Source organism: Tissierella sp. MB52-C2, assembly GCF_030931715.1.
Classification (GTDB): domain Bacteria; phylum Bacillota; class Clostridia; order Tissierellales; family Tissierellaceae; genus Tissierella.
In genome coordinates this window covers 1,722,539-1,740,274 of the sequence record NZ_CP133261.1, presented here as the reverse complement: position 1 = coordinate 1,740,274, position 17,736 = coordinate 1,722,539, and the positions used below count along the sequence as shown (strand labels likewise).

General features: G+C 30.3%; 19 protein-coding genes and 1 riboswitch. Of the genes, 17 read left to right on the top strand and 2 right to left on the bottom strand.

The genetic code is table 11. The features are described 5' to 3' along the window. The 11 genes from fmt (at position 1) to RBU61_RS08700 (ending at position 10,297) form a co-directional block, all read left to right on the top strand. A complete protein-coding gene (gene fmt, locus RBU61_RS08750; protein ID WP_308879320.1) occupies positions 1-930 on the top strand; it encodes a methionyl-tRNA formyltransferase in 930 nt (309 codons plus the stop codon). Positions 931-949: 19 nt separating this feature from the next. Then, entirely contained in the window at positions 950-1,648 is a 699-nt protein-coding gene (locus tag RBU61_RS08745; protein WP_308879318.1) for a zinc metallopeptidase, read from the top strand. Between the two features lie 58 nt (positions 1,649-1,706). Further along, positions 1,707-3,053: a 16S rRNA (cytosine(967)-C(5))-methyltransferase RsmB gene (gene rsmB, locus RBU61_RS08740; protein ID WP_308879317.1), complete on the top strand. Its 1,347-nt coding sequence runs from the start codon at positions 1,707-1,709 to the stop codon at positions 3,051-3,053. Positions 3,054-3,108: 55 nt separating this feature from the next. Next, complete coding sequence (rlmN, locus tag RBU61_RS08735; protein WP_308879315.1) at positions 3,109-4,161, top strand: 23S rRNA (adenine(2503)-C(2))-methyltransferase RlmN; 1,053 nt, start codon at positions 3,109-3,111, stop codon at positions 4,159-4,161. A 12-nt stretch (positions 4,162-4,173) separates the two neighbouring features. Further along, positions 4,174-4,905, top strand: coding sequence for a Stp1/IreP family PP2C-type Ser/Thr phosphatase (locus tag RBU61_RS08730; protein WP_308879313.1), 732 nt, complete (start codon positions 4,174-4,176; stop codon positions 4,903-4,905). Positions 4,906-4,918: 13 nt separating this feature from the next. Beyond that, the gene (gene pknB, locus RBU61_RS08725; protein WP_308879312.1) at positions 4,919-6,886 is read left to right on the top strand and encodes a Stk1 family PASTA domain-containing Ser/Thr kinase; all 1,968 of its coding nucleotides are present in this window, start codon (positions 4,919-4,921) and stop codon (positions 6,884-6,886) included. A 9-nt stretch (positions 6,887-6,895) separates the two neighbouring features. Next, positions 6,896-7,771 (top strand): ribosome small subunit-dependent GTPase A, encoded by an 876-nt coding sequence (gene rsgA / locus RBU61_RS08720; protein ID WP_308879311.1) that lies wholly within the window; start codon positions 6,896-6,898, stop codon positions 7,769-7,771. Between the two features lies 1 nt (position 7,772). Then, positions 7,773-8,420, top strand: coding sequence for a ribulose-phosphate 3-epimerase (gene rpe, locus RBU61_RS08715; protein ID WP_308879309.1), 648 nt, complete (start codon positions 7,773-7,775; stop codon positions 8,418-8,420). A 41-nt stretch (positions 8,421-8,461) separates the two neighbouring features. Continuing rightward, positions 8,462-8,561: riboswitch (TPP riboswitch) on the top strand. A 56-nt stretch (positions 8,562-8,617) separates the two neighbouring features. After that, positions 8,618-9,166, top strand: coding sequence for an energy-coupled thiamine transporter ThiT (gene thiT, locus RBU61_RS08710; protein ID WP_308879307.1), 549 nt, complete (start codon positions 8,618-8,620; stop codon positions 9,164-9,166). Positions 9,167-9,181: 15 nt separating this feature from the next. Beyond that, complete coding sequence (locus tag RBU61_RS08705; RefSeq protein ID WP_308879305.1) at positions 9,182-9,817, top strand: thiamine diphosphokinase; 636 nt, start codon at positions 9,182-9,184, stop codon at positions 9,815-9,817. Positions 9,818-10,126: 309 nt separating this feature from the next. After that, complete coding sequence (locus tag RBU61_RS08700; protein ID WP_308879304.1) at positions 10,127-10,297, top strand: hypothetical protein; 171 nt, start codon at positions 10,127-10,129, stop codon at positions 10,295-10,297. Positions 10,298-10,445: 148 nt separating this feature from the next. Here RBU61_RS08700 and rpmB read toward each other — a convergent pair whose 3' ends face one another. Next, on the bottom strand, positions 10,446-10,637 hold the full coding sequence (rpmB, locus tag RBU61_RS08695) for a 50S ribosomal protein L28 (protein WP_094900042.1): 192 nt from the start codon (positions 10,635-10,637) through the stop codon (positions 10,446-10,448). 194 nt (positions 10,638-10,831) lie between these two features. Between rpmB and RBU61_RS08690 the strand changes: the two genes are divergently transcribed. From RBU61_RS08690 to RBU61_RS08665, 6 genes are all read left to right on the top strand, one after another. Further along, positions 10,832-11,188: an Asp23/Gls24 family envelope stress response protein gene (locus RBU61_RS08690; protein WP_308879303.1), complete on the top strand. Its 357-nt coding sequence runs from the start codon at positions 10,832-10,834 to the stop codon at positions 11,186-11,188. Positions 11,189-11,206: 18 nt separating this feature from the next. Beyond that, positions 11,207-12,826 carry a DAK2 domain-containing protein gene (locus RBU61_RS08685; protein WP_308879301.1) on the top strand — a complete coding sequence of 540 codons (1,620 nt, stop codon included), beginning with the start codon at positions 11,207-11,209 and terminating at the stop codon, positions 12,824-12,826. Positions 12,827-12,876: 50 nt separating this feature from the next. Continuing rightward, positions 12,877-14,937: an ATP-dependent DNA helicase RecG gene (gene recG, locus RBU61_RS08680; protein ID WP_308879299.1), complete on the top strand. Its 2,061-nt coding sequence runs from the start codon at positions 12,877-12,879 to the stop codon at positions 14,935-14,937. Positions 14,938-15,005: 68 nt separating this feature from the next. Then, positions 15,006-15,563 (top strand): 16S rRNA (guanine(966)-N(2))-methyltransferase RsmD, encoded by a 558-nt coding sequence (rsmD, locus tag RBU61_RS08675; RefSeq protein WP_308879298.1) that lies wholly within the window; start codon positions 15,006-15,008, stop codon positions 15,561-15,563. A gap of 11 nt (positions 15,564-15,574) precedes the next feature. Continuing rightward, entirely contained in the window at positions 15,575-16,057 is a 483-nt protein-coding gene (coaD, locus tag RBU61_RS08670; RefSeq protein ID WP_308879296.1) for a pantetheine-phosphate adenylyltransferase, read from the top strand. A 5-nt stretch (positions 16,058-16,062) separates the two neighbouring features. Continuing rightward, entirely contained in the window at positions 16,063-16,509 is a 447-nt protein-coding gene (locus RBU61_RS08665; protein ID WP_308879295.1) for an ATPase, read from the top strand. On the opposite strand, the gene ylbJ is transcribed toward RBU61_RS08665, so the two are convergent. Next, positions 16,502-17,716, bottom strand: coding sequence for a sporulation integral membrane protein YlbJ (gene ylbJ / locus RBU61_RS08660; RefSeq protein ID WP_308879294.1), 1,215 nt, complete (start codon positions 17,714-17,716; stop codon positions 16,502-16,504). The genes RBU61_RS08665 and ylbJ overlap by 8 nt on opposite strands. Between the last annotated feature and the right edge of the window lie 20 nt (positions 17,717-17,736).

Sequence of the window (17,736 nt, the reverse complement as noted above, 5' to 3'; positions counted from 1 at the left end):
ATGAAAATAATATTTATGGGTACTCCAGATTTTGCCATATCTTCTCTAGAATCATTATATGAAAATGGACATTCTATAGATTTGGTAATAACTCAAAAAGATAGACCTAAGGGTAGAGGGAAAAAAGTTCAATATACTCCTGTTAAAGAGAAAGCACTAGAATTGGGACTAGAAGTTTTTCAACCTGATTCAATCAATGATATAGAATCCATTAATAAGATTAAAGATATAAATCCAGATTTTATTATTGTAGTTGCCTATGGACAAATATTGAAAAAAGAAATACTTCAAGTTCCTAAATATGGCTGTTATAATGTTCATGCATCTTTATTACCTAAATATAGAGGTGCAGCTCCTATAAATTGGTCCATAATAAATGGTGAGAAAGAAACAGGGGTTACTATTATGGAAATGGCAGAAGGTTTGGATTCAGGAGATATGATAATATGGGATTCTATTTCGATAAACTCAGATGATGATGCCATCACTATACATGATAAATTATCTACATTAGGAGGAGAATTAATAGTAAAGGCATTGAATGATATTAAAAATGGAGTGGCAAACAAGATACCCCAAGACCATAATATCTCAACTTATGCATCTATGCTAGATAAGAATTTAGGAAGAATTAATTGGAATGATGGTGGTGAAAATATAATAAATTTAATTAGAGGGCTAAAGCCATGGCCATCTGCATATACACAATATAAAGATGATATTGTAAAGGTACACAAGGCTACTTTAATAGATAAACTTAAAGAAGGAAGTAATGGACAAATAGTAAAAGTAGACAAAGATGGTATATATGTAAACTCTAAAGACAAGACTATTATATTAGAAGAAGTACAGTTTCCTGGGAAAAAAAAGCTTAAAGTAGAAGAATATCTTAGAGGTAACTCCATAGAGGAGGATATTATTTTAAAGTAGATATGGGAGGGGAATAAAAATGAATGGATATATTTATGGTGGCGGATATTATAGTTCATGGCTAATATTTGTTCTACCAGCTATGTTATTTGCTTCTTATGCTCAGTTGAAGATTAATTCTGCATTTAATAAATATTCTAGAATCTCTAGTAATACAGGACATACTGGTGCCGAAATAGCAAGAATGATTTTAGATAAAAATGGACTTTACGATGTAAGAGTGGAACAAGTAGGTGGAAAGCTGACAGATCATTATGATCCCAGGACAAAGGTTGTACGTCTATCAAATAGTATCTATAGCGGAAATAGTATAGCATCCATGAGTGTAGCTGCCCATGAGGTGGGTCATGCTATACAACATGCGGAAGGATACTTTCCTCTTATTCTTAGAAATAATATAGCACCAATAGCTAATATTGGTTCAAGGCTAGTATGGATATTTATTTTTATTGGATTTGCTATTTCTCCATTTTTTATTGAACTTGGTATTGTATTATTTTTATCTGTAGTACTTTTTCAAGTAATAACACTGCCAGTGGAATTTAATGCCAGTAGTAGAGCCTTAATTCAATTAGAAAATGGAATTATGGAAAGAGATAATATTAAACCAGCAAAGGAAGTTTTAAGAGCTGCGGCATTAACTTATGTGGCTGCTACATTAGTGGCTATTGGAGAACTTCTCAGATTATTGGCAATGACAAATAGAAGAAGAGATTAAACTTATGGGGGATCTTTCCCCCATTTTTTAAATATTAATAGAAATATGAGGTGTTAATATGGGCTTATCTGCTAGAGAAATGTCATTAAATATACTATATGATATTTTAATAAACGATGCATTTTCAAATATATCTATAAAAAAACATTTAGAAGAAGAAAATTTAATACATATGGAAGAGAATTTAGTTAGAGAAATTGTATATGGAGTATTAGAAAACAATATATATATAGAATATATAATTTCAAAGGCATCTAAGATAAAATTGAAAAAAATTCATCCAAAGATTTTAATCATACTCAAAATAGGAGTATACCAGCTTGTATTTATGGATAAAATACCACAAAGTGCAGCAGTTAATGAATCTGTTAATTTAGCTAAGAAGCATGGTCACAAAGGCACAATTGGCTTTGTAAATGGAATATTAAGAAATATTAGCAGAAATAAAGAAGCATTTACAAAAATTGATAAAACAAATAAAGCTGATTATATTTCAATTAAATATTCTCATCCAAAATGGCTGGTAGAAAGATGGATAAAAGAATTTGGAGAAGATTTCACGGAAAAATTATGTAAGAAAAACAATGAATCACCAGAGTTAAATATCAGGATAAATACGTTAAAGACTAATAAGGAAACATTAAAGGAGAGTTTAAATAACTATGGATTTAAAGTTAAAGATTCTATATATGCTAAGGACTCTTTAATCGTTGAAAATCCAACTAGAATAACTGAAGTCTCAGAATTTAAACTAGGGCATTTCTTTATTCAAGATGAAAGTAGTACTTTAGTTGGGCAAGTTATGGATCCAAGTCCAGGAAGTACTATTATAGATGTTTGTAGTGCACCGGGAGGAAAAGCTACACATCTAGGGCAGATTATGAATAATGAAGGAAAAATTTTAAGTATGGATATTTACGAACATAAGTTAAAACTTGTTGAGGAAAATGCAAATAGATTAGGAATTAATATTATTCAAACCTTTATTTTCGATGGAACTAAAAGGCAGGAATCATTAATAAATATGGCAGATTATATATTAATAGATGCCCCTTGTTCTGGATTAGGTTTAATTAGAAGAAAACCGGAAATTAAGAGAAATAGAAAAGAAGAAGATATAAAAGAATTAGTAGATATTCAATATAAAATTTTAAATAATGCAAAAGAATATCTTAAAGTAGGAGGATTTTTAGTCTATAGTACTTGTACCATAGAGAAGGATGAGAATATTAATATGATAAGTAGATTTATAGAGGAAAATAAAAATTTTAGTTTAGTTAATATTGAAAATAAGTTTCATAATAAAGAAAATATTGAAACTTTAAAAGATGGATATATTCAGTTATTTCCTCATATTCATAATACAGATGGGTTTTATATAGCGAAATTAGTAAAAGAAAGATAGAAATATATCAAGAAATTATGTATAATATTATATTAGAATAAGTTGAGGTGATTATTTGGATATAATTGAGCTTAATAGTCTAACTCTAGATGAATTAAAAGATTATATGGTTAGTATAGGAGAAAAGCCTTTTAGAGGAGAACAAGTTTTTTCATACTTTCATAGAAATAACAAAACAAAAATTGAGGATTTAAATCTTTTGCCAGAGAAACTTAGGGATTATCTTAAGACGAATGCAAAGGTTAATGAGTTAGAAATATATAAGAGATTTACTTCGCAAATTGATAATACTAAAAAATATTTGTATTTACTAGAAGATATGAATATAATAGAATCAGTTGCTATGGAATATAATCATGGACTAACAGCTTGCATATCTACTCAAGTAGGATGTAAAATGGGATGTGCATTCTGTGCATCTACCAAGGAAGGGCTAATAAGAAATTTAACACCAGCTGAAATGGCAAATCAAATTTATATGATGGAAGAAAATTTAGGAAAAGATATTTCAAACATTGTGCTAATGGGAAGTGGAGAACCTTTGGATAATTATGATAATGTTATGAAGTTTTTAAATCTTATTCATAGTGAGAAAGGACACAATATTAGTCTTAGAAATATTACTTTATCAACTTGTGGAGTTGTTCCAAAGATATATGATCTTGCTAAAGAAGATATACCAATTACTTTATCTATATCATTACACTCACCATTTGATAAAGATAGAAAAAAGATTATGCCTATAGCTAATAAATATTCCATAGAGGAACTAATGAAAGCTTGTAAGTTTTATTCAGAAACAACTAATAGAAGAATTACTTTTGAATATACATTGATTCAAAATGTAAACGATAGAGATATCGATATAAGTGAATTGAAAAGAATTTTAAAAGGACTAAAATGTCATATTAATCTAATTCCTTTAAACCCAATTAAAGAGTTTAGAAAGGACAGGCCAAATAGAGATAACATAGAGAGAGTTAGGAAAGAATTAAATAAAGCTAATATTAATGTGACTATAAGACGAGAAATGGGTGGAGATATCAGTGCTTCATGTGGACAATTGAGACGTGCCGTTACTGATGATATTAATAATAAAAGAGCTTAATGGGGTGGTATTATGGTCATTGGTGCTATTTCTGATGTAGGGAGAGTAAGAGAAAATAATCAAGATGCATACTATGCATCAGGGGATTTATCATTTCCTCTGTACATGGTAGCAGATGGTATGGGAGGACATAATGCTGGAGAAGTTGCAAGTGTTATGGCTATGAATATCATTGAAAAAAGTTTTTTAGAATCTAAGGATGAATTAAAAAATGAAGATATGGTAGTTAAGTTGATTAAAAAGCTTATAGAAGAAGCAAATACAAAAATATACCTTAAATCTTTAGAAAATGAAAAATATAAAGGAATGGGAACAACTATAACTTTATCATATATATTCAATGAAAAAATATGTATAGGACATGTTGGAGACAGCAGGGCCTATTTAATTAGAGATAAAGATATGCTACAAATAACAGAAGATCATTCCTTTGTAAATGAACTTTTAAAAACTGGAAGTATAACGAAAGAAGAGGCCAAGACTCATCCAAAGAGAAATATGATAACTAGAGCCGTTGGAACTAGCAGTATTATAGAAATGGATTTAATAATTAAAGAATATAATAAAGACGATATTTTAATATTATGTAGTGATGGACTTTTTAATATGTTAAAAGAATTTGAAATAAAGGATGTTTTTATGCAAGAAAAAGATATTCAAAAAGCCTGTGATACTTTAGCGACTATGGCTAATAATAGAGGTGGTCTTGACAATATCACTGTGTTAGCTATTAAATTTAATTAGAAGAGGTGAAAAGATGATAGGCAAGATTTTAGGTGGTAGGTATGAGATATTAGAACAAATCGGAGGCGGAGGAATGGCCTTAGTGTATAAGGCAAAATGTCAGCTTCTAGATAGATTTGTAGCTATAAAAGTTTTAAGGGATGAATTTGTAAATGATGAAGAATTTGTGAGGAAATTTAGACGAGAATCCCAAGCTGCTGCTAGTCTTTCTCACCCTAGTATAGTAAATATCTATGATGTAGGTGTGGAAAATGAAGGGAATAATCCAATTTATTATATAGTTATGGAATATATAAAAGGCAAAACATTGAAAGAAATCATAAAAGAGGAAAAGAAACTATCTGTTGAGAAGGCATTAGAGTATTCGTATCAGATTGCAGGGGCTTTAGAAAACGCCCATAAAAATGGAATAGTTCACAGAGATATAAAACCTCATAATATTATGATTACAGAAGATAATAGAGTAAAAGTTACAGACTTTGGTATAGCAAGAGCTGTTACAAGCTCAACAGTAACAACTACATCTAATGTATTAGGTTCAGTTCATTACTTTTCTCCAGAACAAGCAAGAGGTGGATATACAGATGAAAAATCAGATATATATTCCCTTGGAATAGTTATGTATGAAATGGTTACAGGACAACTTCCTTATCAAGGAGAAAGTCCAATAACAGTTGCCTTAAAACATGTTCAAGAAGATATAAAGCCTCCTAGAGAATTAAACAGTAGTATACCAGCCAGCTTCGAAAATATTATTTTAAAATGTGTTCAAAAAAGACAAGCTGATAGATATAGCAATATTACTGAATTGATAAAAGACATAAGGAGAGTAAAGGATAATATAGGAGACTTTAGTATGGAAGACACCAATAATTACGATTCTCATACTAGAATAATTCCTGTAGTTAATGTAGAGGATGTTGATACTATGAAAAAAGATAAAGTTACAAAGAAAACAAAACAGTCAAAGAAAAAAGATAATGGTGGAAAAATGGTCTTTTTAGGTATATTATTAGCATTTTTGTTAGCCACATCTGTATTTTTAGGTTATTTTAAACTAAAGAATTTCTTTGTTGCTGGTGACTTAATCACTGTTCCAGATTTACGAGGTAAACAGGAAGAAGTAGCTAAAAAAGAAATAGAAGATTTAGGGCTGGAATTTAAGGTTATAGCAAGAGTTAAAAACGATGAATTTAAAGCTGGAGAAGTAATCTCTCAAAGTGAAGATCCAGATTCAAAAGTAAAAAAAGATTATCCTATAGAGGTAACTATTAGCGAAGGAGATAACTTAGTAAAAGTTCCTGATGTAAAAAATAAATCTTTAGGAGATGCAGAATCAATACTTAATGCTGAAGGACTAAAAGTAGATTTAGAATATGAAAATTCAGATACAGTACCTGAAAATTCAGTCATTAGACAAGAACCAGATGCTGGAGAAAGTGTAGAAACAGGAACTAGAATTACTATAGTAGTAAGCCAGGGAGAAGAAGTTAAAACTGTAATTATGCCAAAATACACAGGGAGAAACATTGAGGAAGTAAAGAATGATATAGCCAAACTAGGTCTTGAAGTAGGAGAAGTAACAGAAGATCCAAATGATAATTTAGAAAAGGGAATAGTCACTTGGCAAAGTTACAACCAAGGAACACCTTTACAAACAAAGACTGCTGTAGATTTATATGTAAGCAGTGGTCCAAAGAATAATACAGATAACAATAGTGGAAATGATAATGAGGACAATAATGGTGAAACAGATGGTCTAGAGGGACCAATAACCTTTAATTTAACACCATATCAGGATAAGGAAGAGACACAGATTAAAATCATAAGAATTCAAGATGGTATTCCTACAGTTGTCCATGATAAAACATATAAAGCAAGTGATGGTGAAGCTACTATAACACTTCAAGGGAAAAAAGGTTCTCAATTTGAAGTGTATTATGACGGTATATATCGAGATACGATTCCTAAAAATGAATAGGAGGCTCTTATGCTAGAGGGAATAATAGTCAAAGGCATTGGTGGTTTTTACTACGTAAAGACTAAGGATGAGATAATTGAATGTAGGGCCAGAGGAGTATTCAGAGAAGAAAATCTAACTCCTTTAATTGGAGATAAAGTAAGGATTAGAATAAGTGATGAAGATAATACAGGATATATAGAGGAGATCTATCCAAGGAACTCACAGCTACTAAGACCTCCAGTAGCAAATATTACTCAAGCCGTTATAGTCATGAGTATAAAAAAACCAGATATTAATACATGGCTTTTAGACAGATTTCTTTTAATGGCAGAATATGAAAAATTGGAAGTCACCATATGTCTAAATAAATCTGATTTAGATTTAGACAACGCATCAAGGCTTAAAAACATATACGAGACAGCTGGATATAAAGTAATTATGACAAGCGCAATAAATCATATTGGTATAGAAGAGTTGAAGGAAATATTAAGTGGTAATATTTCAGTTTTTGCAGGTCCTTCAGGAGCAGGGAAATCATCACTTTTAAATGGAGTCAATAAAAACTTCAAACTACAAACTGGAGATGTAAGTTCAAAAACTAAAAGAGGTAAGCATACGACTAGACATGTAGAGCTGCTAGAATTGGATAATAATACATTTGTTTTAGATTCTCCAGGATTTAGTTCTTTAAATGTGGATTTTATTGAGGAAGAATCAGAACTTAGAGAATATTTCAGAGAAATAAAGAAATATGGGGAGAAATGTAGGTTTATAAGCTGCTTACATGGGAATGAACCTGATTGTGAAGTAAAGAATCAAGTAGAAAAAGGAAATATATCTAAGGAGAGGTATGAGAATTATTTACTTTTCCTAGAAGAAATAAAGAAAATAAGGAGGTACTAAAATGGCTAAGATCGCACCTTCGTTACTTGCCGCAGATTTTGCTAATTTAAAAGAAGATATAAAAAAAGTAGAAAATGGTGGTGCAGACTATCTTCATCTAGATGTAATGGATGGAATCTATGTACCTAATATTACCTTTGGGCCTCCAGTCATAAAAAGTCTAAGAAGTGTAACTAAACTACCCTTTGATGTACATCTTATGATAGATAGACCTGAAAGGTATATTAAAGACTTTGTAGAGGCAGGAGCAGATTTAATAACAGTACATGAAGAAGCAACTATTCATCTTCATAGAACTATACAAGAGATAAAATCATATGGAATTATGGCAGGTGTATCATTAAATCCTGCTACTACATTGGAAAACATAGAGTATATTTTAAATGATGTAGATTTAGTTCTTATCATGACTGTAAACCCTGGGTTTGGTGGGCAATCCTTTATTGAAGCAATGAAAGACAAGATAAAAAAACTAAGAAAAATCATTGATGATAGAGGTTTAAATATTATAATTCAAGTAGACGGTGGAGTAAAGCTTCAAAATGCTAGAGAAGTATTAGATTGCGGAGCTGATTTATTAGTAGCTGGTTCTGATATATTTGGGGCTGAAGATGTGGAAAAACGAACTAAAGAATTTAAAGAGTTGTAAAAATCATTTTGTATGATATAATGTAGTTAATTGCATAAAATGTTTAGCACTAGGGGAGCCGAAAGGCTGAGAGTGGATTTATCCCGACCCTTATGACCTGACCTGGATAATGCCAGCGTAGGGAAGTGTGTATTAGCCTTTAAATACCCATTGCCCTATATTGGCGATGGGTTTATTTATTTAAAGGAGGAGTTCAAATGCAAAAACGATGGAATGTAAAGATGTTGACAGAAGGGGGTATGATGATTGCATTAGCCACTATACTAAGTTATATTAAGGTATATGAAGCACCGATGGGTGGTTCGGTAACTGCTGGAAGTATGATTCCAATAATGCTATTTGCAATACGTTGGGGTGTAACACCAGGATTAACCATAGGTGGTGTTTATGGAATATTACAATTCGTATTAAAGCCTTATTTCTATCACCCAGTACAATTTATTTTAGATTATCCTTTAGCTTTTGGTATATTGGGATTAGCAGGAATTGCATATAGTATTAAAGATAGAGATTCAGTTAAGGGATATTTAGGAATTTTTTTAGCTGTATTTATGGGAATTTTAGGTAGAATGATATCTCATGTTTTATCAGGTGTAATATTCTTTGCTGAATATGCAGGTGACTTAAACCCTTGGATTTATTCAATACAATATAACGCTTATTATTTAGTGCCAGAACTAATTATTTCTTGTATAGTAATTGCAATTATATGGAAACCTTTAGAAAAGACAATAAAAGCAAAGTAGGAAAGAGGTTTTTAAATGAAAGGACTAATAGTTTCAAGTGGAACCATTACTAATTATAATAGGTTAAAAGAAATTATCAGTGAAGTAGATTTTATTGTATGTGCAGATGGAGGAATGGAACATCTGCTGAAAATTAACAAGCTGCCAGATTTGATTTTGGGAGATTTAGACTCAATAAGTAAGTCAACTTTAGAATATATATTAAGTAAAAATGTCCCTATTGAAAAATATTCATCTATTAAAGATGTAACAGATACAGAGTTAGCTATGGATTATTTAGTAGATAAGGGATATGATGAAATTGTACTTATGGGAGTAACAGGGTCTAGGCAAGATCATACAATGGCGAATATATTCTTGCTTAATACTTTACATGATAAAGGAATTAAAGGAAAAATAGTAGATGATAATAATATTATTTATTTAACAGACAATTATTTGGAAATAGAAAATTTAAAAGATCATTATGTTTCTGTTATACCTATATCAAATGATGGAATAATTGTATCTTTAAAAGGATTTTTCTATAACTTAGATAATAAATTTATCTCTTTTGGTTCAACTCTTGGAATTAGTAATAAAATCATTGAAGACATTGGAAAAGTTCAGATTCATAAGGGAAGAGCACTAATATTTGTGTCAAAAGATTAAGCTTAAGATATAGATAACCAACATGAAATCATAATAAAAAATACTAAGAAAGTGCATTTGCAGAATATGGAATAACTCCCAATGAATGAAGCTATAAAATCCGTAAAGAAATTTATATGTTTGAGCGTAGCGAGTTTATAAATTTTAGGATTTTGTAGCTGAATGAGTTGTAGGAGTTATTCATATTCGAAACAGCACGAACGTGTATTTTTTATTATGATGTTGGTTATCTATATATTCTTAAGCTTTTTTGTAACTATTTATTTATTATATGAATAGGATATAATAAAGTGCTTAGGGGTGTTGCTTATGAAGAGGTTTTGTTATAGATATATAAGGAGGATAAAAAAAATAGTAGGTATAACTTTGGCAGTAGTAGGACTATTAATAATTATGAGGTTTATACCTATACAATTTATTCTAGTATTAATAGGAATAGGACTCCTTATAATGGGTGCATTAATTTTAAAAATAAAATAAGGCTTTCCTTTATAAGTGGAAGCCTTGTTTTATAAAAACAGAAAAGTCCCGTTTTAGTATTTACATAAAAGGACTTTGCATAAATGAGTCTCAAAAAAGGCCTCCTTATAATTCTTAGATAGAAGCCTTTTTTAATTTGATTACATAATTATAATGCTCTTTCAACATATCCAGATCTTAAACATCTAGTACAAACATTAACTTTTTTCGTTCCACCATTAACAACAGCTCTTACTGATCTAATGTTAGGTGACCAACTTCTTGAACTCTTTTTATTTGAGAAAGTAACCTTGTTACCAAATACTTTTCCCTTTCCACATACTTCACAAACTTTCGCCATTCGAAACACCTCCTTAACTACTATGAAAATACTTATTAAGTATTTTTATTCAATAATAACACATTATATTCTAACACAATAATTAGTAAAAATGCAACTAAAATGTATTATTATAATATGATTTAGTTGAACTATTTCTAAATTTGGGGTAAAATAGAAAATATGGCATATTTAAAATAAGGAGGCGATTATTTATGTCAGCCAAAACTAATACCGAATATGGAGCAATTAGTATAGATGATAATGTAATAGCTACTCTTGCGGGAATATCAGCAATGGAAAGTTATGGTATAGTGGGTATGGCTTCTAAAAATGCGACAGATGGATTGTTTGAATTATTAAAATCGGATTATTTAGCTAAAGGCATTAAAGTCTATACGAAAGACGAAAAGTTAACGATTGATTTGCATGTTATATTGGAATACGGAGTAAGAATTTCTGTAGTTGCTGAAAATATAATAGAAAGAGTTAAATTTAACATTGAAAGTTTAACAGGTCTAAAAATAGACAAAATAAATGTACATGTACAAGGAATTAGAGTTGGAAAGTAGTTTAAGGAGGTACTATAATTGAGAATAGAAATTCTAGATGGAACAATGCTAAAAAAGGCATTAGCAGGTGCAGCAAAGTTCCTAGAAGATAATAAGGAGGAGGTAAACTCCTTAAATGTATTTCCTGTTCCTGATGGAGATACAGGTACGAATATGTCACTTACAGTAAATTCTGCTATTAAACAAGGAATTAATTTAAATGAAGATAGTGTTAGTAAAATAGCATTGGCTACATCCCACGGCTCCCTTATGGGAGCCAGGGGTAATTCTGGCGTTATTTTATCACAACTTTTTCGTGGATTTGCAAACGGATTAAATGAAAAAGATACTGCAGATATAAAAACAATTGCAGAAGCATTTAAACAAGCTGCCGATACGGCATATAAGGCTGTTATGAAACCAACGGAAGGAACTATCCTAACAGTAGCTAGGGAATGTGGAGAATATGCTGTATCTATTAGTAAACAAGAAAAAGATATTTTAGTTTTCCTGAAAAAGGTAATAGATCATGGAGAAAAATCCCTTGCCAGAACTCCAGAAATGCTTCCAGTTTTAAAGCAAGCGGGAGTCGTAGACGCTGGTGGCAAAGGTCTGCTTTATGTCTTAATAGGGGCTTATAACGCCTTAGCGGGAATAGATAATGTTGAAATTAAAGTTGAAGAAAAAAAGGTAGAAAAACAAGAATATGTTCGTCAAGAACATATAGATACTGATGATATTAAATATGGGTATTGTACTGAATTTATAATTAATACTAATTACAATGATATTGACTCCTTTAGAGAGGAATTATCTGTACAAGGAGATTCTTTACTAGTAGTAGGGGGAGAAGGATTAATAAAAGTCCATGTTCATACAAACAATCCCGGAACAGTGCTTGAAAGGGCCCTGAGTCTCGGAGAGTTAAATGATATAAAAATTGATAATATGAGATACCAACATGAAGAGATTCTTTTTAATTCAAAGCAATCTAAACCGACGAAAAAATATTCTTTTGTGGCTATTTCCATAGGAGAAGGAGTAGATGAAGTATTTAAAGGACTTAATGTAGATACTTTGGTTTCTGGCGGTCAGACTATGAATCCAAGTACAGAGGATATACTTAAGGCTATTGATAATACTACGGGAGAAAATATATTTATTCTTCCTAATAATAGTAACATTATTTTGACAGCAGAACAAACCAAAGAGCTTAGTGATAGAAATATTGCTGTAATTCCTTCTAAGACAATACCTCAAGGAATAGCTGCTTTACTTGCTTTTGATGAATCAAAATCTATAGAAGAAAATACAGGAACTATGAAGGAAGCAATAACCTATATAAAAACAGGGCAGGTCACTTACTCTGTTAGAGATACAGAATTTAATAATACAAAAATTTATAAGGACGATATTATAGGCATTGCTGAAGGAGATATAGTTGCCAGTGGAAAAGAAATAAATGAAGTTTCACTTAAGCTGCTGGAAAATATGGTTGATGAAGATGCTTCATTGATTACAATCTTATATGGAAGTGACCTAAGTGAAGAAACAGCTCAAGATTTAGAAAAGCACTTATCTGATTTATACGATGACTTAGATATTGAATTAATATTTGGAGGTCAACCAATATATTATTATATATTTTCCGTGGAATAAAAACCCTGCCTTTGGCAGGGTTTTATAATATTATAAACTTGGAGGAAGTTATGGAATCACTATCAATGAATATCCAGTATATAAAAGGTGTAGGACCTAAGAGAGCCTCTAGATTAAAAAGGCTAAATATAAATACAGTGGAAGATTTGTTATATTTTGTTCCTAGAGACTATGATGATAGGTCTCAGTTTGGAGATTTGGGAGAAGCTCAGATAAATGAAAAAATAAGCCTAGAAGTTGAAGTTGTAGGTAAGGCAAATATAATAAGACCTAGAAATAATTTATCTATCCTGAAAATTCCTGTGAAGAATAATATGTATAATGCATATCTAACATGGTTTAATCAAGAATATTTAAAGGATAAGTTTAGTATTGGTGAAAAGATAATAGTTAATGGTAAAATAAATAAAATTGGACGAGAAATTCAAATAATGAATCCTGTTTTTGAAAAAATAGGTACAATGGATAAGGTGGGAAGAATAATACCTATGTATCCATTAACAGAAGGATTGACTAATAATGAGGTAATAAAGCTTATTAAATATACAATTAGCGAATACCTACAAGGAGTTGAAGAGTTTCTTCCTTTAGAAATAATAAATAAATATAGTTTAATGGAAATTAAAGAAGCAATTATAAATATTCACTTTCCAAAAAGTAAAGAATCACTTGAGAAGGCGAGAAGGAGATTGGCCTTTCAGGAACTATTGACTTTACAAGTAGGGCTTTTTATCATTAAAAATAAAAGTATCGGCAATAATCAAGGTATAAAATTTAAAAAGACTATAGAAGTAGATAAATTTATTGAGAGTCTGCCTTTTAAGCTTACAAATGCTCAGATTAAAGTATTTAAAGAAATTGAAAATGATATGGAAAGTGATTTTCAAATGAATAGATTAGTACAGGGAGATGTAGGGTCAGGAAAGACCATAGTAGCTATTCTTGCCATATTTAAGTGCATATTATCTAGATATCAAGCTGTAATGATGGCTCCTACAGAAATATTAGCAAGCCAGCACTATGAATCCTTTAAAAGCTTTTTTAAAGATTATAATATAGAGGTTGAACTGCTAGTAGGAAATTTATCTCCTAAAAGAAAAGAAGAAATATTGTTGGACTTAAAACAAGGGAAAATAGATACATTAATAGGTACCCATGCCCTTATCCAAGAAAATGTGGAGTTTAACAGATTAGGACTTGTAATTACAGATGAACAACATAGATTTGGTGTAAAGCAAAGGGCAGTTTTAACTAAAAAAGGTGATAATCCAGATACTATAGTAATGACTGCAACTCCCATTCCTAGAACTTTAGCCCTTATTTTATATGGAGACTTAGATATCTCAATTATTGACGAGCTGCCCCCAGGGAGAAAAGAAATTGAAACTTATGCTGTTGGTCCAGAGATGATAGAGAGGACTAATAACTTTATTAAAAAGCAAGTATTAAATGGAAGACAAGCGTATATAGTTTGTCCATTAATTGAGGAGTCAGAAACCTTAGATATAAATGCAGCAGAAGAACTATATATAAATTTTAAGGAAAATGTGTTTGAGGAATTTAAAGTTGGATTATTACATGGAAAAATGAAATCTAAGGAAAAAGATATGATAATGGAAGAATTTAAAAATCATAAATTAGATATACTAGTTTCTACAACAGTTATTGAAGTAGGAGTAAATGTGCCAAACTCAAATATTATGGTTATTTATAATGCAGAAAGATTTGGTCTTGCTCAATTACATCAATTAAGGGGAAGAGTTGGCAGGGGAGAATATCAGTCTTACTGTATACTAATAAACCAAAGTAAAAATCCTATATCTAGAGAACGAATGAGAATACTGCAAAGCTCCAATGATGGTTTTAAAATCTCTGAAAAGGATTTAGAATTACGAGGACCAGGAGAGTTTTTTGGAACTAGGCAGCATGGGCTTCCAGAATTAAAGGTAGCGAATTTATTTAGAGATATGGATATTTTAAAAATTGCACAAAAGGAAGCAATAAATATTCTTAATAAAGATAGGGAGTTAAATGAAGAGAAGTATAGAGAATTAAAGAAAAAAATAGAAAAACTTTTTTTAAATTCTGGTGAAAATTTAACATTTAATTAATTTATGTTTTAAAATAGAAAATATGTGATAAAATATTAGTAATATTGGGTTCAAAAGGAGGTAAATATTTGAGAGTAATTTCAGGGTTAAGAAAAGGACACAAGTTAAAAACACCTAAAGGTATAAATGTTAGACCAACTGAAGATAAGACCAAAGAATCCTTATTTAATATTTTAGGACATATAGACGAAGATAGTATTATATTAGATGGATTTGGAGGCTCAGGTTCCATAGGAATAGAATTTTTAAGCAGAGGAGCTAAGCTATGTTACTTTGTAGATAATTCTATGGATAGCATAAACATTATAAAAGAAAACTTGGCTCATACTAAACTTATAGATAAAAGTGTTGTTTTGAAATCAGATATTATGGTTGCCATAAGAAACTTTGGTGAAAAAAAACTTGAGTTTAATTATATATATATAGATCCACCTTTTTTTAAAGAAGGATTTATTTGCAAGATATTAAAAAAGATTGATGAAGACGGTATATTAGCAGAAAATGGACTGATAATAATTGAACATGAAAAAGAATTAGAACTAGAAGATGTATTATATAATTTTAATAAGAGAGATTTAAGAAGATATGGAAATAAATCCTTATCATTTTATAGGAAGAAACAATAAGGAGGAAATATATGAATGCTATATATCCAGGTAGTTTTGATCCAGTTACTTATGGACATTTAGATATTATAGAAAGAGCCGCTAAAAAAGTGGACAATCTAATAGTAGCTGTACTAAATAATTCATCAAAAAAGAATCTATTTTCATTAGAGGAAAGAATGAATTTATTAAGAGAAGTAACAAAGAAATTTCCTAATGTTACTGTAGACTCATTTTCAGGACTTCTTACAGACTATGCAGTAAAAATGAACTGTACTACTATGATTAGAGGACTTAGGGCTGTTTCAGACTTTGAATATGAAATGCAAATGGCTTTAGTAAATAAAAAGGTTAATGACGAAGTAGAGACAATGTTTATGGTATCTAGTAGTCAATATGCTTATTTAAGTTCAAGTATTGTAAAAGAAGTTGCTATGTTTGGAGGAAAAATTTCATGTTTTGTTCCTGAAGTAGTAGAGTTGGCGCTGAAAAATAAATTTGAAGGAGGACTATAATACATATGGAAGTATTAAAATTAATTGATGAAATTGAAGATATTGTAGAATCTGGTACAGGTGTACCTTTTTCTGGAAAAGTGATGGTAGATAAATTTGAAATTTTAGAAATATTAAAAGAGATTAGAATTAAATTGCCAGATGAAATAAAACAGGCATCATGGATAAAGGATGAAAGACAAAGGATTTTAGCAGAAGCTCAAAAAGATGCAGATACATTGCTGAAAGAAACAGAGTATAGATTAGAAGAATTAGTAGACCAAGATGAAATTACAAAAAAAGCAAGCTCCAGGGCAGAGGAGATTATTACAAAAGCTCAATCAAATGCTAAAGAAATTAGAATTGGTGCACTGGAGTATGCAGATAGCTTAATGGAAGAAACTCAAGAGAATTTAAAGGAATTAATTCAGTTAATAAATGAAAATAGAAAGGAATTAAGAGGCCCTAACTAAAACTTCTTGATTTCCTAAATAATAAAGATATAAGTACAGATAGTATAAAAATATATATACTAATGGTTAAAGCTAACTTAGCTGAACTAGTTAGTAGATAAATCCAATCTAATAATTCGAATTGTCCATAGGAAGTTATGGCATTTGAAAATGTAGATTGGATATAATTTTTATATTTTACTAGGTATATTATATAACCAAAGATACTTGAAAGTATTCCATGGAGGAATTTTGAAAATATATAGAGTTTACCATTTATATCTGTTTTATTAATAAAACTAAGGGATTGACTATGAACAGATATGCCACTCCAGCCAATTATAAAGTTAATTAATAATACTTTATAGATGAAATCTATATTTGCAGCTGCAATATTTTTACACCCCATGGTGACTTCAAATATCCCCACAATAAATCCCTTTACTATCTGTAAATCTATTGACAATATATTACTTAATAAATATAAAAAGTGGTTTATAAACTTCATGTTAAATAATACTTCTACTAATACAGAATAAAAAATCACTAAACCACCAATTAAAATTATAGTGTCCATACTTTCTTTGACTGACTTTGTTATCAAAGAACCTATGGATTTCTTTGTTTTTACCCAAGAGTTATAAGATTCTTGAATTTCCTCGAAAATACTTTTATTGCTTCTAGTAAATTCTTTATTATCTGATTTGTAGGACCTAAATAATAAGCCAAGACATAGGATTGCTAAATAGTGTGGAATGATAATAAGAGGTCCTAGGCTAGAATCATTTAACATTCCAATACTAACAGCTCCCAGCATAAAAAGAGGGCCAGAAGTACTTGTAAAGCATATTAATTTATTGCCCTGATTTTTTGTTATTAAACCTTCTTCCCTTAGTCTAGATGTTAGTTTAGCACCAACAGGATATCCAGATAGCACAGACATGGTTAACGGAAATGCCCCTTCTCCTGGTACTTTGAATAAGGGACCCATTAAAGGCCCTAATAGCTTTCCAATCAGGTCAACGAACCCTAAGCCTATAAGTATTTCAGATATAATAAAAAATGGCAAAAGAGAAGGCAATACAATGTTAAACCATATTGATACTCCCGATGTGGCACTGCTTAATGAAAGTTTGGGATTAGCAATAATTCCAAATAAAGCAAGGATGATAATTATTAAAAATAATAAAGTAGAGTAATTGTTTTGACTTTTACTTCTTACTCTCATATTTACACCTCCTATAAACC